Here is a 17,570-nt window from a genome sequence, read left to right as displayed (position 1 = left end):
GGGGTGCTTGCATCGAACCACTTAATAACCATTCTGTAGCTCAGAACCTAGAGAAAACGACTCATGGTAGATTCCCTTAAAAAGCCAAATTTTGAAGAGTTGCGTCCCGGCATCAAAGTTCCGGCAAAAGAAACCATTCTCACGCCTCGCTTCTACACCACTGATTTTGATGCAGTGGCAAACATGGATATTTCTGTTAATGAAGATGAGCTACAGGCGATTCTAGAAGAGTTTCGGGCAGATTATAATCGCCATCACTTTGTTCGAGATGCGGAGTTTGAACAATCCTGGGATCACATTGACGGTGAAACCCGCAAGGTGTTTGTAGAATTTTTAGAGCGTTCCTGCACGGCTGAATTTTCTGGCTTCCTGCTATACAAAGAACTCAGCCGCAAACTAAAAGGCAAAAACCCAACCTTAGCAGAGTGCTTTGAGCTAATGTCGCGGGATGAAGCCCGTCATGCAGGCTTCCTAAATAAGGCACTATCTGATTTTAATCTCCAGCTTGATCTCGGCTTTTTGACCAAGAGCCGCAGCTACACTTTCTTTCAGCCTAAATTCATCTTTTATGCGACCTACCTATCTGAAAAGATTGGCTATTGGCGCTACATCATGATCTATCGCCATTTGGAAGCTCACCCCGAAAATCGCGTTTATCCAATTTTTAGATTTTTTGAAAACTGGTGCCAAGATGAAAACCGTCACGGCGATTTCTTTGATGCGATGATGCGCGCTCAACCCCAGTTTTTGAATGACTGGAAAGCAAAGCTGTGGTGTCGTTTCTTCTTACTTTCAGTGTTTGGCACGATGTATCTCAATGACGTGCAGCGATCGGGCTTCTATGAAGCTCTGGGGTTGGATGCACGAGAGTACGACAAGGGCGTGATTGAAAAGACCAACGAAACAGCGGCGCGGGTTTTTCCGGTCATGCTAGATGTCGCCAATCCAGAGTTTTATGAACGCCTAGAAGTGTGTGTGGGCAACAACGAAAAGCTGACCCAAATTGCCCGGTCTAACACACCGAAACCCCTGCAACTGGTTCAAAAAGTGCCTTACTACCTGGCAAATGGCTGGCAGTTCTTGAAACTATACTTTATGAAACCCATTGATGTTGCCCATACTCATGGTGTAGTTCGTTAGAACATAGTATTCTCTGATTAACAGCTAATAAAACTCTGCATCTGTGATTTTTTCAGGTGCAGAGTTTTGTTTATGTAGCATTATTGTTGAAGCGTGCGTGTTTTAGGTGTGAGGATTTTTGTATGACTAGTCAGAAAAGGCGATCGCCCCAATTCCCATCCACTTTAATTTCATCCTCTGTTTGTTTAGCGATAGGGATGTTTGGCTTCTCTGGAACTGCCCAGGCAAATCCGACTTCTAGTCTCTTGCTTTCGTTGAAAGAAGACTTGCAACCCTTATCAGAAAATGTTTCTAGCCAGCCGTTCAACAATGAGTTGCCGCAAGACCTGAACAATTCGCTAAATGCTTCTAGCCAGCCGTTCTATAATGAGTTGCCGCAAAATTCGTCTGATCCCGACATGACAGTTAGCCCTGAGGGTCAGACAGAGGAGGAATTATTGACGCGATCGCCCATGCAGGTGTCTCATTCTGCCAGCGATCTTGCCCAAGCTGAGCCTGCGCCAGAAGCTCCCACTGTCAGACCTGATGATGCTAGCCCCGTATTGGATAAGTGGGAAAAACAAACGCCCAATGTCCTAGAAGATATTAGACGCGACCCTAGTTTCCGCACCCGCCTTCGTTTAGGGCTTTCCTACTTTCCTAGCACCAATGATGCTCTCGGCTGGAATGTTGGCGTAGAAGATTTTTTTATTGGCAAAACCAGTTTGACAGTCAGTGGCAACTATATCGCTTCTTTCAACGGCGATCGCAAAGCAGGCGGTGCCGATCTGCGTTATTACCTGTTGCCATTAGGCGGTTACTTTAACATTGCTCCGGTATTGGGCTATCGCTACTTAGAATCTCCGCGATACACGACCGATGGTTTGAATGTGGGGTTTCGGGTGCAGGTAGTACCTTCCCGCACAGGGGCGGCAGATTTATCATTTATGCTGACCTGGGTTGATCCCGGTCAATATGATGAGGTTGGGGTTCTAACGCTGTCCTTTGGCTACGCGCTGACTAAAAATGTCCGGCTGTCAACCGATATTGAGAAGCAAAACTCGCGCTATAAAAAAGATGATCGGTTTGGCGTGTCGCTGGAGTATATGTTTTAGGATGCGGAAGCGGTAAATAGCGATCGACGAGCTAAACAGACTTGGCGGATAAACTGGCTGAGATGCTGAGAGTTTGTATACCCAGTTTTGCTGGTGAGGAGGCTCTCTTCTTCATAGAGACGCGACAAAATAGGTATTACTTCTATATCGATCGCGAGTCTAAACAAAGCGATCGGCAGTAATAAATCCGATCCCTGGCGTAAATCATGGAGTTCGGGGAGCGCTTCCAACGCGATCGCCGGATCTCCTGTAATTAAGGCTAACGGTCGTACCCAACACACTTGGCGCTGCTCTGCCACTTGCACCACCTCTGCATACAAACAGGTATAACCCTGCTCTAGGCAGACCATTTGAGACGGCTGAAAAGACTGGGCGAGATGAGTGGACGATGATTCAGAAAACAGACTCATAGTGGCGATCGCTTAATCACTCATTTTATCGGCAAAGTCTTATTTTAGAAGAACCAAAACAGCATGATTGTTGGAATTGTCGGGCTGGGATTGATTGGCGGATCGCTGGGGCTAGATTTTCGAGCGCAAGGACATCGGGTTTTGGGAGTCAGCCGCAAGCTGGAAACCTGTGAACGGGCGATCGCAAAAGGTGTCGCTGATGAGGCGAGCGTCCATCCTGAGATTTTGCGAAAAGCGGATGTGGTGTTTTTATGTACACCGTTGGGCGTGATGGAAACTGCTGTAGATGAAATTTTGCCTTACTTGTCACCGGATGCCGTGTTAACAGATGTAGGGTCTGTGAAGGGGTGGGTGATGCAGGCGATCGCGCCCAAGTGGGCAAATTTTGTGGGCGGGCACCCAATGGCGGGAACGGCAGAAAGCGGCATTGAGGCAGCCCAGCAAGCGCTATTTGTAAATTGTGCCTATGTGCTGACACCTGCTGAAACTACGTCGCCATCAGCCGTACAACAAGTGGGAGACTTGGCGCGATCGCTGCAATCTCATGTTTATATCTGTTCTCCAGAAGAACACGATCGCGCGGTTGCTTGGATTTCTCACCTGCCAGTCATGGTCAGCGCTAGTCTAATTTCTGCTTGTCTCAGCGAGGCTGATCAACCCGTGTTGGAATTGGCAAAAAAGCTGGCTAGCTCAGGATTTCGGGATACTAGCCGAGTGGGGGGGGGCAATCCTGAATTGGGCGTGATGATGGCGAAATACAATCAAGAGGCGCTATTGCGATCGCTCTATGCTTATCGAGAGCAGCTTAATCAGGCGATCGCGCAGATTGAACACTCTGATTGGACAACCTTAGACCAGCACCTTCAAGCAACCCAACACCACCGACCTAACTTTATGCAGTAAGGGATTCATGAGAACCAGTGCTGCTGCATTTGAGCGAGAAAATCCTGGGCAATGGGATAACCAGATTCCGAGCCAATCACCAAATCAATGCCGCAGTGGGGACAAATTGCCGTATTTCCAATTCCCTCAAAGTCGTCTGTCCACTGCTGAATTTGCCCAAGCGAAAAAATAGCACCACAGTAAAAGCAGCCGCATTGTGGACTGGCTAAAATCTCTTGTCGATGGTGGCTAGAGTGACGATGAGCGCGGATGATATCAGGCGTAGATATGGGCAGTATGGGTGACTTCTAAGTAAATATGCTCTAAGCGGACAGGCTGCCGAGCGATCGAACTCAGTGGAATGTTCTCAAACAAAGTCACAATTTCCTTCAGTTCCAGGCTTTGGGGTAGCCAAAAAGCAAGGTCGCCGCCATAGTAGCGATGCGTCAAACCAAGCTCAGTCGCACGGGCGATCGCGCTGGCTTCGTCAGTCGTTTGCACGGTAACGACTTCTTGAGCCGGAATGCGGCGACGCAGTTCTGCTAAAGTGCCCTCTGCCAATAATCTACCCTGTTTGAGAATGCCAATGCGATCGCACAATCGTTCCGCTTCATCCAGCAAATGAGTCGTTAGCAAAATCGTGATGCCCTGGTTTTTAAGCTGGCGAATCAGGTTCCATAACTCATATCGGGCTTCCACATCTAGCCCGGTCGTCGGCTCATCCAAGATCAGCAGTTTAGGTTGATGCACTAGGGCGATCGCTAAACTGAGTCGGCGCTGCATTCCGCCACTAAGAGTTTCGGCTAGACTCGCTGCCCGGTCTGCCAATCCCACCGCCTCTAAGCAAGTTTGCACCCGTCGCGCTTTTTCTTTGCCCCGCAATCCATACAAACTGGCAAAAAAGCCAAGATTTTCAGCACAGGTGAGCGATCGATACACTAACGTTTCTTGAGGAGCTACACCAATCCAATACTTCGTTTTCTCGGAAATAGGCTGCTCATTCACCCGCACCGTGCCGCTGTCCGCCTTCAGCAAGTTGCAGAGAATATTGATTGTGGTAGTTTTACCAGATCCATTTGTTCCCAACAACCCATAGATTTGCCCAGACGCGATCGCCAAACTCAGATCATCCAGAATCACGTTCTGACCGTAGCTTTTGCAGAGATGTTGAATGTTTAGCATGGCAAATGGCGAAGAAATATAACTAACGCTTCCTATCTCCCGAAACCTGAAACCTGCTACAGTCGCCTCTCTACCTGAATCATGCGTCGATAAGAAAGCCAGCCGCCGCCCACCATCAGTATGGAAAACACAGCGAGGAACCAAAAGTTTGGGGCTATTTCAGACAAGTTTCTGCCTTCTGCTAAGACTTTAGTCAGGGCTTCGGTCATGTGATAGATCGGGTTGAACTGGGCTAAGTCGAGTAAAACTTTTGGGAAAATGAAGGCTGGCACGAAGGCACCGCCCAAAATCAGCAAGGGCACCCCAAATGCAGCAACAAGAGTATTCACGTCTTCGGTGCGACGAGCAAGCTGAGTCCCCAAAATGAAGCCTACGCCGACATAAGACAGAATGCTCAACAAGATAATGGCGATGCCAAGCAACGGTGACCCTTGGAATTTTGCACCAAGGGCGATCGCGACGATTCCCACCAAGAAAGTCTGGGCGATCGCGATCGCGCTGAGTGCCAACCCAATCCCTAGAAAGTAGGAGATGCCGCTCAACGGGCTGAGAAATAACCGCTTTAAGGTGCGCTGTTCCCGTTCTGAAACGACTGTGGCAACGCTGCCACCCAAACAGCTAAAGAACAAAGCTGCTCCGACTAAAGTAGCGGGTGCCGATCGCTCTAGTGCTTGCCCCAAGGTCAGCGGTTCCGGTAACGCCGTTTTGGAACGTTCTGCAAAAATCAACCCATTCAGCAACAGCACCGCGATCGGAAACACCCCCCAAAACACTAAGCTGCGCTGCCGTCGTCCCAGTTCCGTTAAAATGCGCTGGGCGATCGCGATCGTTTCATAGACATATTTCATAGCAAATAACCGCACCTACCTGCTAAATCTTGATTGCTTCGACTTCCAACCGCACCATTTTGACATGGGAATTTCCCTGGCGATCGAGGGGATGCTGATTCAGGTATTCCTCAAGAAATTCTTTAATCAAATCTTCCTGCCTAGATTCTGGCACTCGATGAATATAGGGCATCCAGGTAGTCCGAATCCAACCAGCTAGCCCCTCTTTCCCAGTGTGAATCATATCTTTCGGCACCAAATCGACCCGCACAGGTTGAAAGTCAGACTCCGGTAGCCAAGCTGCATACTCATCTGGACTATAGAAAAAGTAGGGAAACTGAAAGTCTGTGAAATAAGGCTGCCAAGAAGATTGCTGGATTAATGCCTCAAACACTCCCACAATATCCGCAGCATTGCCCTTCCCTCCACAAGAAATCACCAGTTTGCCGCCCGATCGCAGCACCCGACTGGCACCTCGCAAAAATGCTGGATGATCATCGACCCAGTGCAGCACCGCATTAGAAAAGACGATATCAAAAGAGCGGTCACTTTCAATGTGGCGGGCATCCATGCAGGCAAACTGCAAATTTGCGATCGCGGGCTGTATATGCTCAGTGGCGGCAAACTCCACCATCTCAGCCGAACTATCAATTCCTAAAACAAATCCATTGGGTAAACTCCGCGCCATTTCAGTCGCTATTTTGCCATCGCCACAGCCCACATCTAAAACAGTTTCATCGCCATTGAAGTTGAGTTGAGTAATCAGTTCTTGCGCCCATGCCGCCTGTGCTGACGAGCTTTTAGCGTAATCCTGAGCATCCCACTGCGCCATGATTAGTCCCTAACGATCTATCCTCTCCAGTTTCACCTGAAAATCGACCCAAAAAAAAGTAGGGCAACCATCGCTCACCCTACTTTCGATATTAGATTAGCGAGTTTGGAATAACTAACCCAAACTGCTTAAAACTCAGAACTCAAAACTTAGAACTCAGTTCTAACCCCGAACTAAGTTAAGAAGTTCTTTAGGCGATGCCAACAAATCAACTGCCACAAAGAAAATTTTACCTTGAGGATCGAGCAAAAAGCGCCATGCAATATTCATACCCACGCTTGCACCAAACCAAGGCGTTTGCACCTTGCCTGTCACCTTCACTGGGGTATAACCTTGGTCGGGGTCTTCAGCAACGCCCCGTTCTGGCATCATTTTCAAGCCCTGGCATTCTTCTCGCATATACGCCAAGATCGCCTGACGACCCACAATGGGTTTCTGGAACGGAGGCTGCAATGCACCCTCAGCCGAAAATAGTTCAATTGCCGCCTCAAAGTCATTGGCATTCATATTATTGATGTAGTCAAAGACGGTGGGGTTATCAATCCCTTCAATCTTGACCTTGCTCCGGGATGCCATCTCGGTTGGCACCACCACGGGATCTTCAACCTTCTTATAGCTACCGGGCGCGTTTGGATCAAATCCCATTTCGAGAACCATGTTTCTTAGAATGGTGATTTGTTGACCCGAATCTGCTTCCCGAACCGCTTGCAGCACACCTGCCGCTTTGGGTGAAAGCTTATATCCCTCTGGAATAGGAGCCACTAGACCTTGTGCCATCCATTCTCCAAGCTGATACCAAAAACCCAGCTTAATATTCATGCTGAAAGAGGCATAGGATCGGCAAATGGGCGTATCCGCACGGTTTGCCAAGTCACACATGACCTGAGTTTGCGCCATTGGAGGCATTTGCTTAATTTGCTCAAGAATGCCCTGAGCCAAAATCATGTTGGCAGCCCCAGGTGCAGCAACAGTGACGGTTGTGCCCATTTCAGTGTAGACAAACCAAATCAGCGCCAGTTGATCTTCTGCACCGAGTTGATTGAAAGACTCGATCGTCGTTGGGACGACATTAGCCGCCAACGTTCCCGAGAAAATAGAGCGGGCAGACTCAATATTAATTGCCATGTGTAAACCTCCAAAGCGCTCTCAGCGCAGAATATTGCGAACTGTTAAGAATTGTATCAAAACTTGTTACGGAATTAAGTGAGATTTATTTTTCAGTGCTCAAGTTTTACTGCTATGAAGGCTGAAAGTACTTTCTACCAAGCACTTGGTAAAGTGGCACAGCTTTGTAAAGTGCAAGAAAATACCTCACTCAAGATGAAGGATAACACTCTGATGTAACGGTTAAAGTAATGAGTCCTAGAGATCTGGGCGGATTCCTTAGTTTTACGATCGCCCTAGCGATATTGGTTTTAGGGATATTTGGCGTTCTGCAACTGCTGCATATTCCCTCTGGCAATTTTTTAGATTGGCTCGTTGGTGCGGCTAGCTTTTGGTGGCTATTGGTGATCGTGACAGTACCTTGGAATATTCACTTTGGGGCAAAAGCGGTGCTGGCAGATATGGCAGAGTCACGCAATAAAGAGATTGCTGTAGACGAGTCACAGATGCGGTATGTGCAGCAGTTAGCCCAACGATCGCTGTGGGCAGCGATCGCCCTACATCTTCTATCCGCGGTTGGACTGTATGCGCTGGCAGTGACGGGCATCAGCAGCATTGGCTACATCAGTTCTGCGGCGGCGTTACTGTTTACTATCCTGCGCCCCGCGATCGCGCTCTATCAATATTTGGCAGATCGGCTGCAAGCGATTGGGCGAACAGTGCGCTATCCCCGTGAAGATGTGATAGAACTACGCGATCGCCTAACTCTAGTAGAAACCAACTTGCAACAATTAGAGTATCAATTTAACGTTGAAAATTTGGATAGCCAAGCCGCCACTTTCCAACGCCTGACAACCGCCCTACGACAAGACCTAACCCAGCTTGCCACTGCCCACGAAGACCTGAAAGCCACGAACCAAGCCGATCATGAGCGCTTATCACGGGAAGGAAGAACCGCGATCGCTCAACTTAGCACCGATGGTCAGGTGCTTGATCATGTGCGTGAACTGATCCGCTTTTTCAAAGAGGCTTAAGGGGCAGTATCTCTTAATAACTCCGGTGAGGGGGTGTTATACGGAAAGAGTCTTGATACCCCCCCCTGTTCAGGAAGATATATGGAAAGAGTCCTGACAATCTTCCATCTGATGGTTATTATGCGGAAACAGCCGATGAACCAATAGTTATGTGGCTGTTGTATTTCTCTGACTATCCTGACAGAAGAGGGCTTGTTTTTAATCGCAATGGATAACACAACAATTCTGTATAACTCCATTCAACGCATTTACAGAAGTGCAATGGTTGATCTCATTCGTAGTACTCTTGAGGCTCCCAAATCAGGAGGAATTGAAGCGGTTCAGAAACTGTTTGCCAAGAAAAGTAAGGAATCCGATAGAACACAATGGGAGGAAATTAAATCGGCAGCAGAGCAAAGAAGATCAGGTGGAACAGGAGAATTATCTACTCCTATAAGAGATGAGTACGAGCTTATTGGCGTTGAACATTTCTACAATATCTTTGAATCTCACTTCGAGATTTTATGTCCAGTTCATGGTAAGAAGCCCAAAGCAGAGAAGAATCAAGCACGTCAAGCTTTATTAACGTGGATCAAGCAGATAAAAAATGTTAGAGATCCAATTTCGCATCCTACCACTGACGATATTAACTACGATGACTCGTGGAATGTTCTATACAATGCTCGTAAAATACTCGACTTTTGTTCGCTTCCTGATGCCTCATCTCAGATATTGCGCCTTCAGAAACAACTTTTAGGTGGATTTTCGTATGATAAGGAGTCCATATTGTCTGATCTGCCACCACCTGATGAGGTAGTTATAGATTTTGTGGGAAGGCATTCTGAGCTTGCAACTTTGAATGAGTGGCTCAGCAAGCACCTGTCTAGACGCTGGGCATTGTCTGGAGAAGGTGGAAAGGGAAAATCAGCGATTGCCTACGCATTTGCTAAGTCCATCTCAGGTAGGAATGATCACGGTCTAGATGGAGTCTTTTGGATGTCGGCAAAGCGGCGACGTTTTGTAGAAGGGAGCACAGTTCTTATTGACAGACCAGATTTTTACAACAAAGAAACAGCTATATCTGCAATTCTCAGATTCTTCGGTGAAGAGAGAGAAGGTGCTAATGAGGATACCGTATTCAGCCTTCTGACAGAATTCCCGTCTCTATTAATTATCGATGACATTGATACAGTGGAGACGGAAGGTGAAGATGCATTTCAATTTTTGGTCATGACTGTTCCAGACCGTACAAAGTCTATAGTGCTAATCACCTCTCGACGAGCTATTTTTGGTATGGCTAACCTCACAACCCAAGTCACAGGACTTACCCATCCAGATGCAGAGGAATTTATCAAGTCTCGATGTGATTTCATGGGAATTTCTTCACTCGCTATACTCGACCACAAGGAAAAACTCCTTAAAGTCACAGATGCATCACCACTTTTCCTTGAGGATTTGCTAAGGCTTAGTCAAACTGGTTTATCAATTGAAAGAGCAATCGGCTTGTGGGCAAGCAAGCGTGGAACTGAAGCCAGAAAATATGCTATTCAGCGAGAATATGACCGATTAGATGATGATGCAAAACAGATCCTTTTGGCGCTTAGCATCCATAGCCCATGTGATTCAGATACTCTTTGTCGAGGACTGGACTGGAGCGAGGAGAGGCTACTAGATGCTTTGCAGCAGTTACAAAAGATGTTTTTAATGCCGACTCATAATCCAAGTAGTGGCAAAAAAGGATTTATCCTTGGACAGAATACGCGGCTTCTAGTGCAGGATGTGTTTAGTGGTACCGAGGCTTATCGCCGAATGGAGCGGTCGATTAAAGCAGCAACAGGAGAGTTGCGGACACGACGTTCAGAGGATCAACGAGTAGATGCGCTACTAAAGCAAGCTCGTTACCTAGCTCAGTCAAAGTTGGAAGATGCTGAAAAGATTGTAGAGGATGCAACGGAGCAATACCCAGCTAGGTCTGACTTGTATGCAACACTTGCATGGATACAGCTAAAGTCAGAAAACTTTGCATCCGCACGTATGAACTTTAGAAGATCTCATGATTTAGGGACTTGTAATGCGGATGCATATTGGCATTGGTCTGCAATGGAATCCCGACTCAAAGAATGGAATGCATCAATGAATGCTGCTGAACTTGGTGTAGCGAAATATCCTGAAGATCAAGGCTTACTGTTCCGCCTTGGCTCTGCACTTCAGAGACAAGGAAAAGAATTGATGAGTGAAGATGATTCCGACGTTGGACTTAAGTCTCTCAAACGTGCAAGAGCCTACTTAGATCGTGCGCTTAACCATAAAAATCCAGATGGAAGAAACCGCTCGTTACAGCCTCAGATATTTCGTGCAATGGCTCTTACAATTGAATCTATGGAGGATTGGTCTGCCTTACCAAGTCTTTTTGCAAGATGGAAATCTGAATGTCCAGAGGATTATGTTCAAGAGACTGAGAGACAGCGGTTGGTTACAAAGTGTCCTGGTCTTAGACCCGCATAACAATCTAATGCAACGGACAGGATAAAACTAGTTGATTGAGTTGCCGAAGAAACTAGTGCAGCCCAGTAGAAATAACTGTCCAGTTGAAAAGCCGTAAAAGCTATGCAGGCTAGGCATTTTTAACTCTAATTTTTGATTTTTAATTCAGCCTTGCTGCACTAGCCGCGCTGATTTAGGGCGTTAGACCGCTAGGTTAGGTGTTAAGGTGCAGTCAAAAAGTTTTGTCGGGGCACGATCTCCAGAGCATTATGAGTGGATTGATCGTGAGATTTTTCTTGACCCTAGACATATTCCTAAACATCTACCCAATACTCCTCAATCACAGAGATTACTGCTAAGAGGGCGATCAATTCATGTCTTCAATAATGAGGACACGATGCTGCGAGTTGCTCAAGCTATCCTAGAAGGAGGTGAGTATACAGGCAGCGTTCGGAACTACGAGCGCTATGGGTTATTTTTTACTGAGGCAATCGGCGATCTCATTAGTCCAGACGGTTCAAGAACTCCTTTGTTCTACGGTGAGGTAAAAATTGATGCAAACAACAGATACCACGCAATCCCTCGTACCCGACTTAGTGAAGGATAACTGGAACTTCTTAGAAGTTTGGGTCGATCCAATGCAATCACCACCTTATGTATTGCTCTTACTAGGTGACGAAACGAGAGGCTGCTACATCTTCGATCCTGCCGATCTCTACAGTCTTGTAAAGGCTTTTCAAGGTTATGAAGAAGCACAACTTTGGCTTTTGGAAGATGAATATGAACCACTTGAAGGACGGCTATCTAGCTCCGAAATTCACCAGAGCGCTTAAAGCTTATCGAGTTCACAAAAATAGGGTGGAACATTTCTGCCCACCCTAAATCATTTAACTATTCAGCACTTTAGTAGCGGTAGCCGCTGCCGCCGCTGGTGTTACCTGTGCTGCCGGGTTTATGAACGATGAAGCTCATCACTTGGCACTGTTTGATGTTGTCAAATGCAACCACGCGAATGTAGCAGTTGCCATATTCTGAGCGGCACTGTTGCACTTCATTCAGCACTTCTTGAGGAGAAGAGCAGCCAAACATGGGCAATTTCCACAGAGTCCAGTAGTAGGTTTCTGCATTGGAGTCTTCATTAAACTCAACCGCAGGATGGAAACCTTGGTCAATGGTGTATTGAATTTGACGGGCGATTTGAGCATCCGTGAGGGGAGGCAAGTAAGAAAAAGTTTCGTAGCGCCGCTCTTTAGGGAGAGTCTTCATGAAAGTCCTCGGTAATGTCTAAAGGTTTAGGGTTGAAGTCAACAGTTTCTAGCGATTTGCTAATAGCTGTCGGGTTGATAGCCAGATTCCTGTTCAGGTTGTTCGGCTTGTTCAGGATGGCTTGCAGATGCAGTCGGATCGGTTTGTGTCATCCGTTCCAACTGTTGAGTCCGCTGCTGTAAGTTGGCTTGTTGGATTCCCGTGCGGAGCATTTCCGGTAGGTAATCCGCCATTTCTTCAACAAGATGTTCTCTGACAGTCAGAAGGCGAAAGGCGATCCGCTGTTCTTCTTGAAAGAGCGCTGTTAGATACACTTCGCTATCTTGAACGCTGACTCGATGGGAAAACTGGCGTAACCAGTAAGCCCGTTTCGGTTCAGTTTCATCTAACTGGGCAATCACCACTCTCAACGCCTGATAAGTCACATAGCTAATCAGGGTTTTGGTTGTATCTTTCGCAATTTGCTTGAGATCCATAGAGAAGCTTTAAGTTCTAAGTTTTGAATTTTGAAGATAATCGCCCTACTGACTGATAGAATTCAGCGACGAGTTCGGATGATTATCAGCGAACGGTGAATCGCTAACAGCTAATAGTGAACTAACTCAAAACTCAAAACTCATCACAGCGGCTGATCTTAGATCGTGTCTTGTGCTTCAAACTCAAACTTGATTTCCTTCCAGAGTTCGCAAGCGGTTGCCAACTCAGGAGACCAACGGCAAGCTTCACGAATGATGTCGCCACCTTCACGCATGAGGTCGCGACCTTCGTTCCGAGCTTGAACGCAGGCTTCTAGGGCAACGCGGTTTGCAGTTGCACCAGGAGCATTACCCCAAGGGTGACCCAGGGTGCCGCCGCCAAATTGCAGGACGGAATCATCGCCGAAGATTTCCACTAGGGCAGGCATGTGCCATACGTGAATACCACCGGAAGCAACTGCCATAACACCCGGCATCGATGCCCAGTCTTGGGTGAAGTAGACACCGCGAGAGCGGTCTTGCTCAATGTAGTTTTCACGCAACAGGTCGATGAAACCAAGGGTGATAGCTTTGTCGCCTTCTAGTTTGCCGACAACGGTTCCGGTGTGGATGTGGTCGCCACCGGACATCCGCAGGCACTTCGCCAAAACGCGGAAGTGAATCCCGTGGTTCTTTTGGCGATCAATAACGGCGTGCATGGCGCGGTGAATGTGCAGCAGCACTCCGTTAGCGCGGCACCATTTTGCCAGGGTGGTGTTGGCGGTGAAGCCAGCGGTTAAGAAGTCATGCATGATGATGGGCATGTTGAGTTCTTTGGCGTACTCAGCCCGTTCCAGCATTTCTTCACAGGTGGGAGCGGTGACGTTCAGGTAGTGACCCTTGATTTCACCAGTTTCAGCTTGAGCTTTATGAATAGCATCTGCCACGAACAAGAAGCGATCGCGCCACCGTTGGAAAGGCTGAGAGTTGATGTTTTCATCATCTTTGGTGAAGTCCAAGCCGCCGCGCAAACATTCGTAAACCGCACGACCGTAGTTCTTCGCCGATAGACCCAACTTGGGTTTGATGGTGCAACCCAACAACGGACGACCATATTTGTTGATTTTGTCGCGCTCAACCTGAATCCCGTGGGGAGGACCTTGGAAGGTCTTCAGGTAGGCAACAGGAATCCGCAAATCTTCCAAACGCAGAGCTTTCAGCGCTTTGAAGCCAAACACGTTCCCCACAAGGGAAGTCAACAGGTTCGTGACAGAGCCTTCTTCAAACAGATCTAAAGGATAGGCAATGTAAGCAATGAACTGATTATCTTCGCCGGGAACGGGTTCGATATCATAGCAACGACCTTTGTAGCGATCGAGGTCAGTCAGCAAGTCAGTCCAAACCGTCGTCCAGGTTCCCGTAGAAGATTCAGCCGCTACTGCTGCTGCTGCTTCTTCGTAAGGAACTCCAGGCTGAGGCGTGACCCGAAATGCCGCCAGGATATCCGTATCCTTAGGGGTGTAATCTGGGGTGTAGTACGTCAAGCGGTAATCCTGTACCCCAGCCTTGTACCCAGCTTTTGCCTGGGTTCTAGTTTGCGCGTAAGACATAAATCTCCCTTCCAATAAACTGAATCTAAAAAACCTCGCGACCCCTCTGTAGGAGAAACCGCTGGACAAACTGCAAAACGCCAAGAAGATTGAACATCACCATGTGAAGTTTGGGGAGCTTGGCACTCGCCCGAGTGTAGCTAGAGAAACAACCGACTAAAACCCTAGAAAACCCTAGAGCAAATGGTTTAGACTCAATGCCTTTGATGCGTAAAGATGCATCTTGACTGAATCATATCAGCATTCAGATCATTTAAGATAAGCTCAACTTTAGTTATTCTGTTTAGTTAAATAAACAATAGTTATAAAAAAATTACTAATTTAACATCTCGCAAGAATTGAAGCAGCGCTGAATCAGTTTGTGAATTTCGTCACTTGCCTTTATCTTAGTCTTAGCCCGTTGGACGGGGACTGGACTTCTGCTTCTTTTCCCTAGAGAGAAGTTGGGGATGGGGGCAGCTACTCGTTACTCAGTTGAAACTTGAACCTATTAATCCAGTAATCAAGCTTCATAGCCCTCTATTTTGGTAGTTCCTTTTCTGACAGGGAAGCAGGTTTTGTCCCGGTGTTACGGACATTCATGAGCTTACTCATGAGATCGAACCAAAAAGGCGCACCCATAGCGATCGCAATTCCAGTGACTAACCAGCCCAGCAAAATTCGAGCAAGAGTCGAGAGCCGATTCAGCACCACCTCGCCCAATAGCGGAAAATTAAATTCATTACTCCCGGCTCGACCAAGCGGCAAACAGGCACGATAGAAACTACCCCATTTGTTTGAATCACCCGGTGCCATACTGGGCAACTCTGGAGGATTACCAATCGATTGTGGGTCTGGAGCTAAACAATCAAACTGCTGGGTTAAATTGGCAGGAGTCCATTGAATCGGAAAGGCGACTTCTTGCAAAACTGCATCGGTTTCCCGTTTAAGCACTCGCAAATCGTCTCTAGTAATCTTGCGTTGATCAGGATTATTGATCGCTGAGCGTTGAGTTATGGTAGCAGCCTGTTGAGTAATCACTTGACGTAAATCGTTATCGGCTGACAACCGCCTAATAATATGAAATGTATCTGCATTAAAGAGAATCGCGATGGTGAGACCAATCATAATGGCAACGCCTTTAGCATTTCGCTTATAAACACCCGATGTCCGATTCATCGAGCGATCGAACCAAACTGATACCTCATTTCTAAACTGATTAATTTGCTTTTCGGTTTCCTGAACTTTTGTTTGAGCGCGTCTTGCCAAAATCGCCAAACTTTGTTTAACAGATATAGGAACTCGACTCAGCAAATCTTGAATTTGATCATAAGATTGATAGCTGCGATAGACCTTACGCTGCTCCAAAGTCAGTTTATTAAGAGCAATGTTAATTCGCAATTGCTGCTCTTCATTAGAGAGTTTTCCTAAAGAATATTTAACGTAATCCGACAGGGTAACTGAATCAATCGCTTGATAGGGCTGAATCACATACTCATCTTTGCGATAAAGTCGATTTTCTGATTGAACCTGTTGAGCAATTACGTATTGATTTTCACGATTAAATAGTCGTCCTTTAGCCTGAAGTTGATCGGCAAGATCTTTTATAACTTTGGACACAATTTGCTGATAAATTTTCCAGCCTTTATAGGCTTGCTGATAGGCTTTTTGCTCTGCTGGAGATAGGCTATCTAGGGCAATTTCTATATAGGTTTGATATTCAGTTTTAAGTAGATCTTCCTCAGTAAATTGACCCATCAGCGGCGCGATAGATTGGGCGATCGCAGTATCTCGGCTTGTAGTAGAAATGGGACGCTGAACCACTTCATCTGGATCGGTTGTGGATGCTGATGAAATGATGGGTGGCTCTGAGATAGCGGGGGGAATTCGAGTTATGGGTGAAACCGCATTAGGAGAAAATGGCGGGATTTCTGTAATGTAGGTTGGAGCCTCATTAGTGGATTCGGATTCTGTAACAGGCGCTGGGTGATTAGTAAAGGGTGGAGAGTCAGCAATTGTTAAGGTGGGAATTGTGACTTTCGCAGCGGCAACGTCTGTGCTTTCTGTAGGGATGGTTTCACGACTTTCCCCAGGTGATGCTTCACTGGATGGGATCGGTAGATTGTTGCTGTTGTTGCCGATTAATTCACTAATTTTGGTGGTTAGCGTTTTTAGAAAAGGTTCAATTTCGCTTGGTTTTGTCCCGGCTTGATAAGCCGCAGCAATATCTTGATAGGCACCTTCAATTTCTTGATAGGTGGTGCTAGTGCGGTCAAATATTTCAGCAATCTCTAATAAGCTAGGCTTAAGTTTACCAGCAGCGATCGCGCGTTCACTTTTATCACCAAACGTACCAGATCGAAGCGCATCCAGACGTTTTTTAAAATAAGTAAGCTGTTGCCGCTCAATTGGCAATAAATTACTTAAACTTGCGCCTTCATTAGTCGCATTTGGCATCGTTGATAGAATCAATTCTCCAATTTGATTCACATATAAATCCAGTGCTTCTTTCAATCGCTCCACACAAGTTTCTAGATTGGCTTCTCCTGCCTTAAAGTCCCTTAAAATATCATCATATTCTTCTACAAGTGCTAGAAAATCAGGATTGGCATTACTTAGGGTTAGCATCGAGATCGCAGCAGATCCACTTTGATTAGGAGGTTGGGCTAAATTCTTTGCCTTCCCTGCTAAAACGCGAATGCTTCCTTTTTCCCAATTATCTTTTAATTCAAACTCTTGTTCAGTTGGCAGCGTAATTGCGTGCTGAATGCTTCCAGTCTCTTGAGTAATTTCCTCAAGATTATAAAGTCCTACAATTCGAGAAATAAATTTTTCAAGCCGAATCTCTGTTAGTTTATCAACAAGAGTTGACATACCTAACTGTTCAAATAGTGCCGTTGAAAATGTTTCTGGTGAAATGTAAGAAGGTGCAGTTGATTCTTTACCAAAGACACCTTTACCAGGATAGACAATTCGATAGATAGTATGACCCAAACTACCTAACAGCCCTCTTGAGCTTTGGTTAATATTTCTAATTAATGGATCACTATAAATAGACTCAATAAAATCAGCAACTTTTTCTGTATCTTTGGTTCCATATCCACCTGATAATAGATTTTGGATAGATTCTCTTAAGTGTTTTGCTCTCCATTGCAACAGGGTAGAAACAAGCTCTTGAATTTCGGATGCAAGCAAACTAAAAATCAGGTAAATAAATATCAACCCGATCGCAATATCCAACACAACGGGCAAATTCATGTAGCACACCTTGATTGTAAACAGTGCCCATCCG

At 46.4% G+C, this 17,570-nt stretch carries 17 protein-coding genes; 8 read left to right on the top strand and 9 right to left on the bottom strand.

What is annotated here, in order from left to right:
• Window positions 1-63: 63 nt before the first annotated feature.
• Window positions 64-1,140, top strand: a complete 1,077-nt coding sequence (gene acsF, locus AC1S5B_RS16155) for a magnesium-protoporphyrin IX monomethyl ester (oxidative) cyclase (protein ID WP_482036731.1) — start codon at window positions 64-66, stop codon at window positions 1,138-1,140.
• Between the two features lie 122 nt (window positions 1,141-1,262).
• On the top strand, window positions 1,263-2,234 hold the full coding sequence (locus tag AC1S5B_RS16150) for a hypothetical protein (protein ID WP_482036730.1): 972 nt from the start codon (window positions 1,263-1,265) through the stop codon (window positions 2,232-2,234).
• Here AC1S5B_RS16150 and AC1S5B_RS16145 read toward each other — a convergent pair.
• Entirely contained in the window at window positions 2,231-2,644 is a 414-nt protein-coding gene (locus AC1S5B_RS16145) for a hypothetical protein (protein ID WP_482036729.1), read from the bottom strand. The genes AC1S5B_RS16150 and AC1S5B_RS16145 overlap by 4 nt on opposite strands.
• 63 nt (window positions 2,645-2,707) lie before the next feature.
• Between AC1S5B_RS16145 and AC1S5B_RS16140 the strand changes: the two genes are divergently transcribed.
• A complete protein-coding gene (locus AC1S5B_RS16140) occupies window positions 2,708-3,547 on the top strand; it encodes a prephenate/arogenate dehydrogenase (protein WP_482036728.1) in 840 nt (279 codons plus the stop codon).
• Window positions 3,548-3,554: 7 nt separating this feature from the next.
• On the top strand, window positions 3,555-3,719 hold the full coding sequence (locus tag AC1S5B_RS16135) for a hypothetical protein (RefSeq protein ID WP_482036727.1): 165 nt from the start codon (window positions 3,555-3,557) through the stop codon (window positions 3,717-3,719).
• 83 nt (window positions 3,720-3,802) lie between these two features.
• On the opposite strand, the gene AC1S5B_RS16130 is transcribed toward AC1S5B_RS16135, so the two are convergent.
• From AC1S5B_RS16130 to AC1S5B_RS16115, 4 genes are all read right to left on the bottom strand, one after another.
• Window positions 3,803-4,708, bottom strand: coding sequence for an ABC transporter ATP-binding protein (locus AC1S5B_RS16130; RefSeq protein WP_482036726.1), 906 nt, complete (start codon window positions 4,706-4,708; stop codon window positions 3,803-3,805).
• 56 nt (window positions 4,709-4,764) lie between these two features.
• Window positions 4,765-5,556, bottom strand: a complete 792-nt coding sequence (locus AC1S5B_RS16125; protein WP_482036725.1) for an ABC transporter permease — start codon at window positions 5,554-5,556, stop codon at window positions 4,765-4,767.
• Window positions 5,557-5,578: 22 nt separating this feature from the next.
• Window positions 5,579-6,367 carry a methyltransferase domain-containing protein gene (locus AC1S5B_RS16120; protein ID WP_482036724.1) on the bottom strand — a complete coding sequence of 263 codons (789 nt, stop codon included), beginning with the start codon at window positions 6,365-6,367 and terminating at the stop codon, window positions 5,579-5,581.
• A gap of 162 nt (window positions 6,368-6,529) precedes the next feature.
• Complete coding sequence (locus AC1S5B_RS16115) at window positions 6,530-7,492, bottom strand: orange carotenoid protein N-terminal domain-containing protein (protein WP_482036723.1); 963 nt, start codon at window positions 7,490-7,492, stop codon at window positions 6,530-6,532.
• 230 nt (window positions 7,493-7,722) lie between these two features.
• On the opposite strand from AC1S5B_RS16115, the gene AC1S5B_RS16110 reads away from it, so the two are divergent.
• The 4 genes from AC1S5B_RS16110 to AC1S5B_RS16095 all read left to right on the top strand — a co-directional run bounded on the left by AC1S5B_RS16110 (window position 7,723) and on the right by AC1S5B_RS16095 (window position 11,801).
• Window positions 7,723-8,505, top strand: a complete 783-nt coding sequence (locus AC1S5B_RS16110; protein ID WP_482036722.1) for a hypothetical protein — start codon at window positions 7,723-7,725, stop codon at window positions 8,503-8,505.
• Window positions 8,506-8,766: 261 nt separating this feature from the next.
• Complete coding sequence (locus AC1S5B_RS16105; RefSeq protein WP_482036721.1) at window positions 8,767-10,989, top strand: tetratricopeptide repeat protein; 2,223 nt, start codon at window positions 8,767-8,769, stop codon at window positions 10,987-10,989.
• A gap of 205 nt (window positions 10,990-11,194) precedes the next feature.
• Window positions 11,195-11,575 carry a DUF6972 family protein gene (locus AC1S5B_RS16100; RefSeq protein WP_482036720.1) on the top strand — a complete coding sequence of 127 codons (381 nt, stop codon included), beginning with the start codon at window positions 11,195-11,197 and terminating at the stop codon, window positions 11,573-11,575.
• The gene (locus AC1S5B_RS16095) at window positions 11,523-11,801 is read left to right on the top strand and encodes a hypothetical protein (RefSeq protein WP_482036719.1); all 279 of its coding nucleotides are present in this window, start codon (window positions 11,523-11,525) and stop codon (window positions 11,799-11,801) included. The genes AC1S5B_RS16100 and AC1S5B_RS16095 overlap by 53 nt, the downstream gene beginning before the upstream one ends.
• Before the next feature lie 70 nt (window positions 11,802-11,871).
• Here the strand turns inward: AC1S5B_RS16095 and AC1S5B_RS16090 are convergent, their stop codons facing one another.
• The 4 genes from AC1S5B_RS16090 to AC1S5B_RS16075 all read right to left on the bottom strand — a co-directional run bounded on the left by AC1S5B_RS16090 (window position 11,872) and on the right by AC1S5B_RS16075 (window position 17,536).
• Entirely contained in the window at window positions 11,872-12,234 is a 363-nt protein-coding gene (locus AC1S5B_RS16090) for a ribulose bisphosphate carboxylase small subunit (RefSeq protein WP_458648376.1), read from the bottom strand.
• A 59-nt stretch (window positions 12,235-12,293) separates the two neighbouring features.
• Complete coding sequence (gene rcbX / locus AC1S5B_RS16085) at window positions 12,294-12,710, bottom strand: RuBisCO chaperone RbcX (RefSeq protein ID WP_482036718.1); 417 nt, start codon at window positions 12,708-12,710, stop codon at window positions 12,294-12,296.
• A gap of 158 nt (window positions 12,711-12,868) precedes the next feature.
• The gene (locus AC1S5B_RS16080; RefSeq protein WP_482036717.1) at window positions 12,869-14,299 is read right to left on the bottom strand and encodes a form I ribulose bisphosphate carboxylase large subunit; all 1,431 of its coding nucleotides are present in this window, start codon (window positions 14,297-14,299) and stop codon (window positions 12,869-12,871) included.
• Between the two features lie 519 nt (window positions 14,300-14,818).
• Complete coding sequence (locus AC1S5B_RS16075) at window positions 14,819-17,536, bottom strand: hypothetical protein (protein ID WP_482036716.1); 2,718 nt, start codon at window positions 17,534-17,536, stop codon at window positions 14,819-14,821.
• Window positions 17,537-17,570 lie beyond the last annotated feature (34 nt).

The sequence above is a fragment of the Leptolyngbya sp. CALU 1928 genome (genome assembly GCF_056784215.1).
The sequence above is the reverse complement of the archived record's forward strand: the minus strand, read 5'-3'. Positions and strand labels throughout refer to the sequence as shown.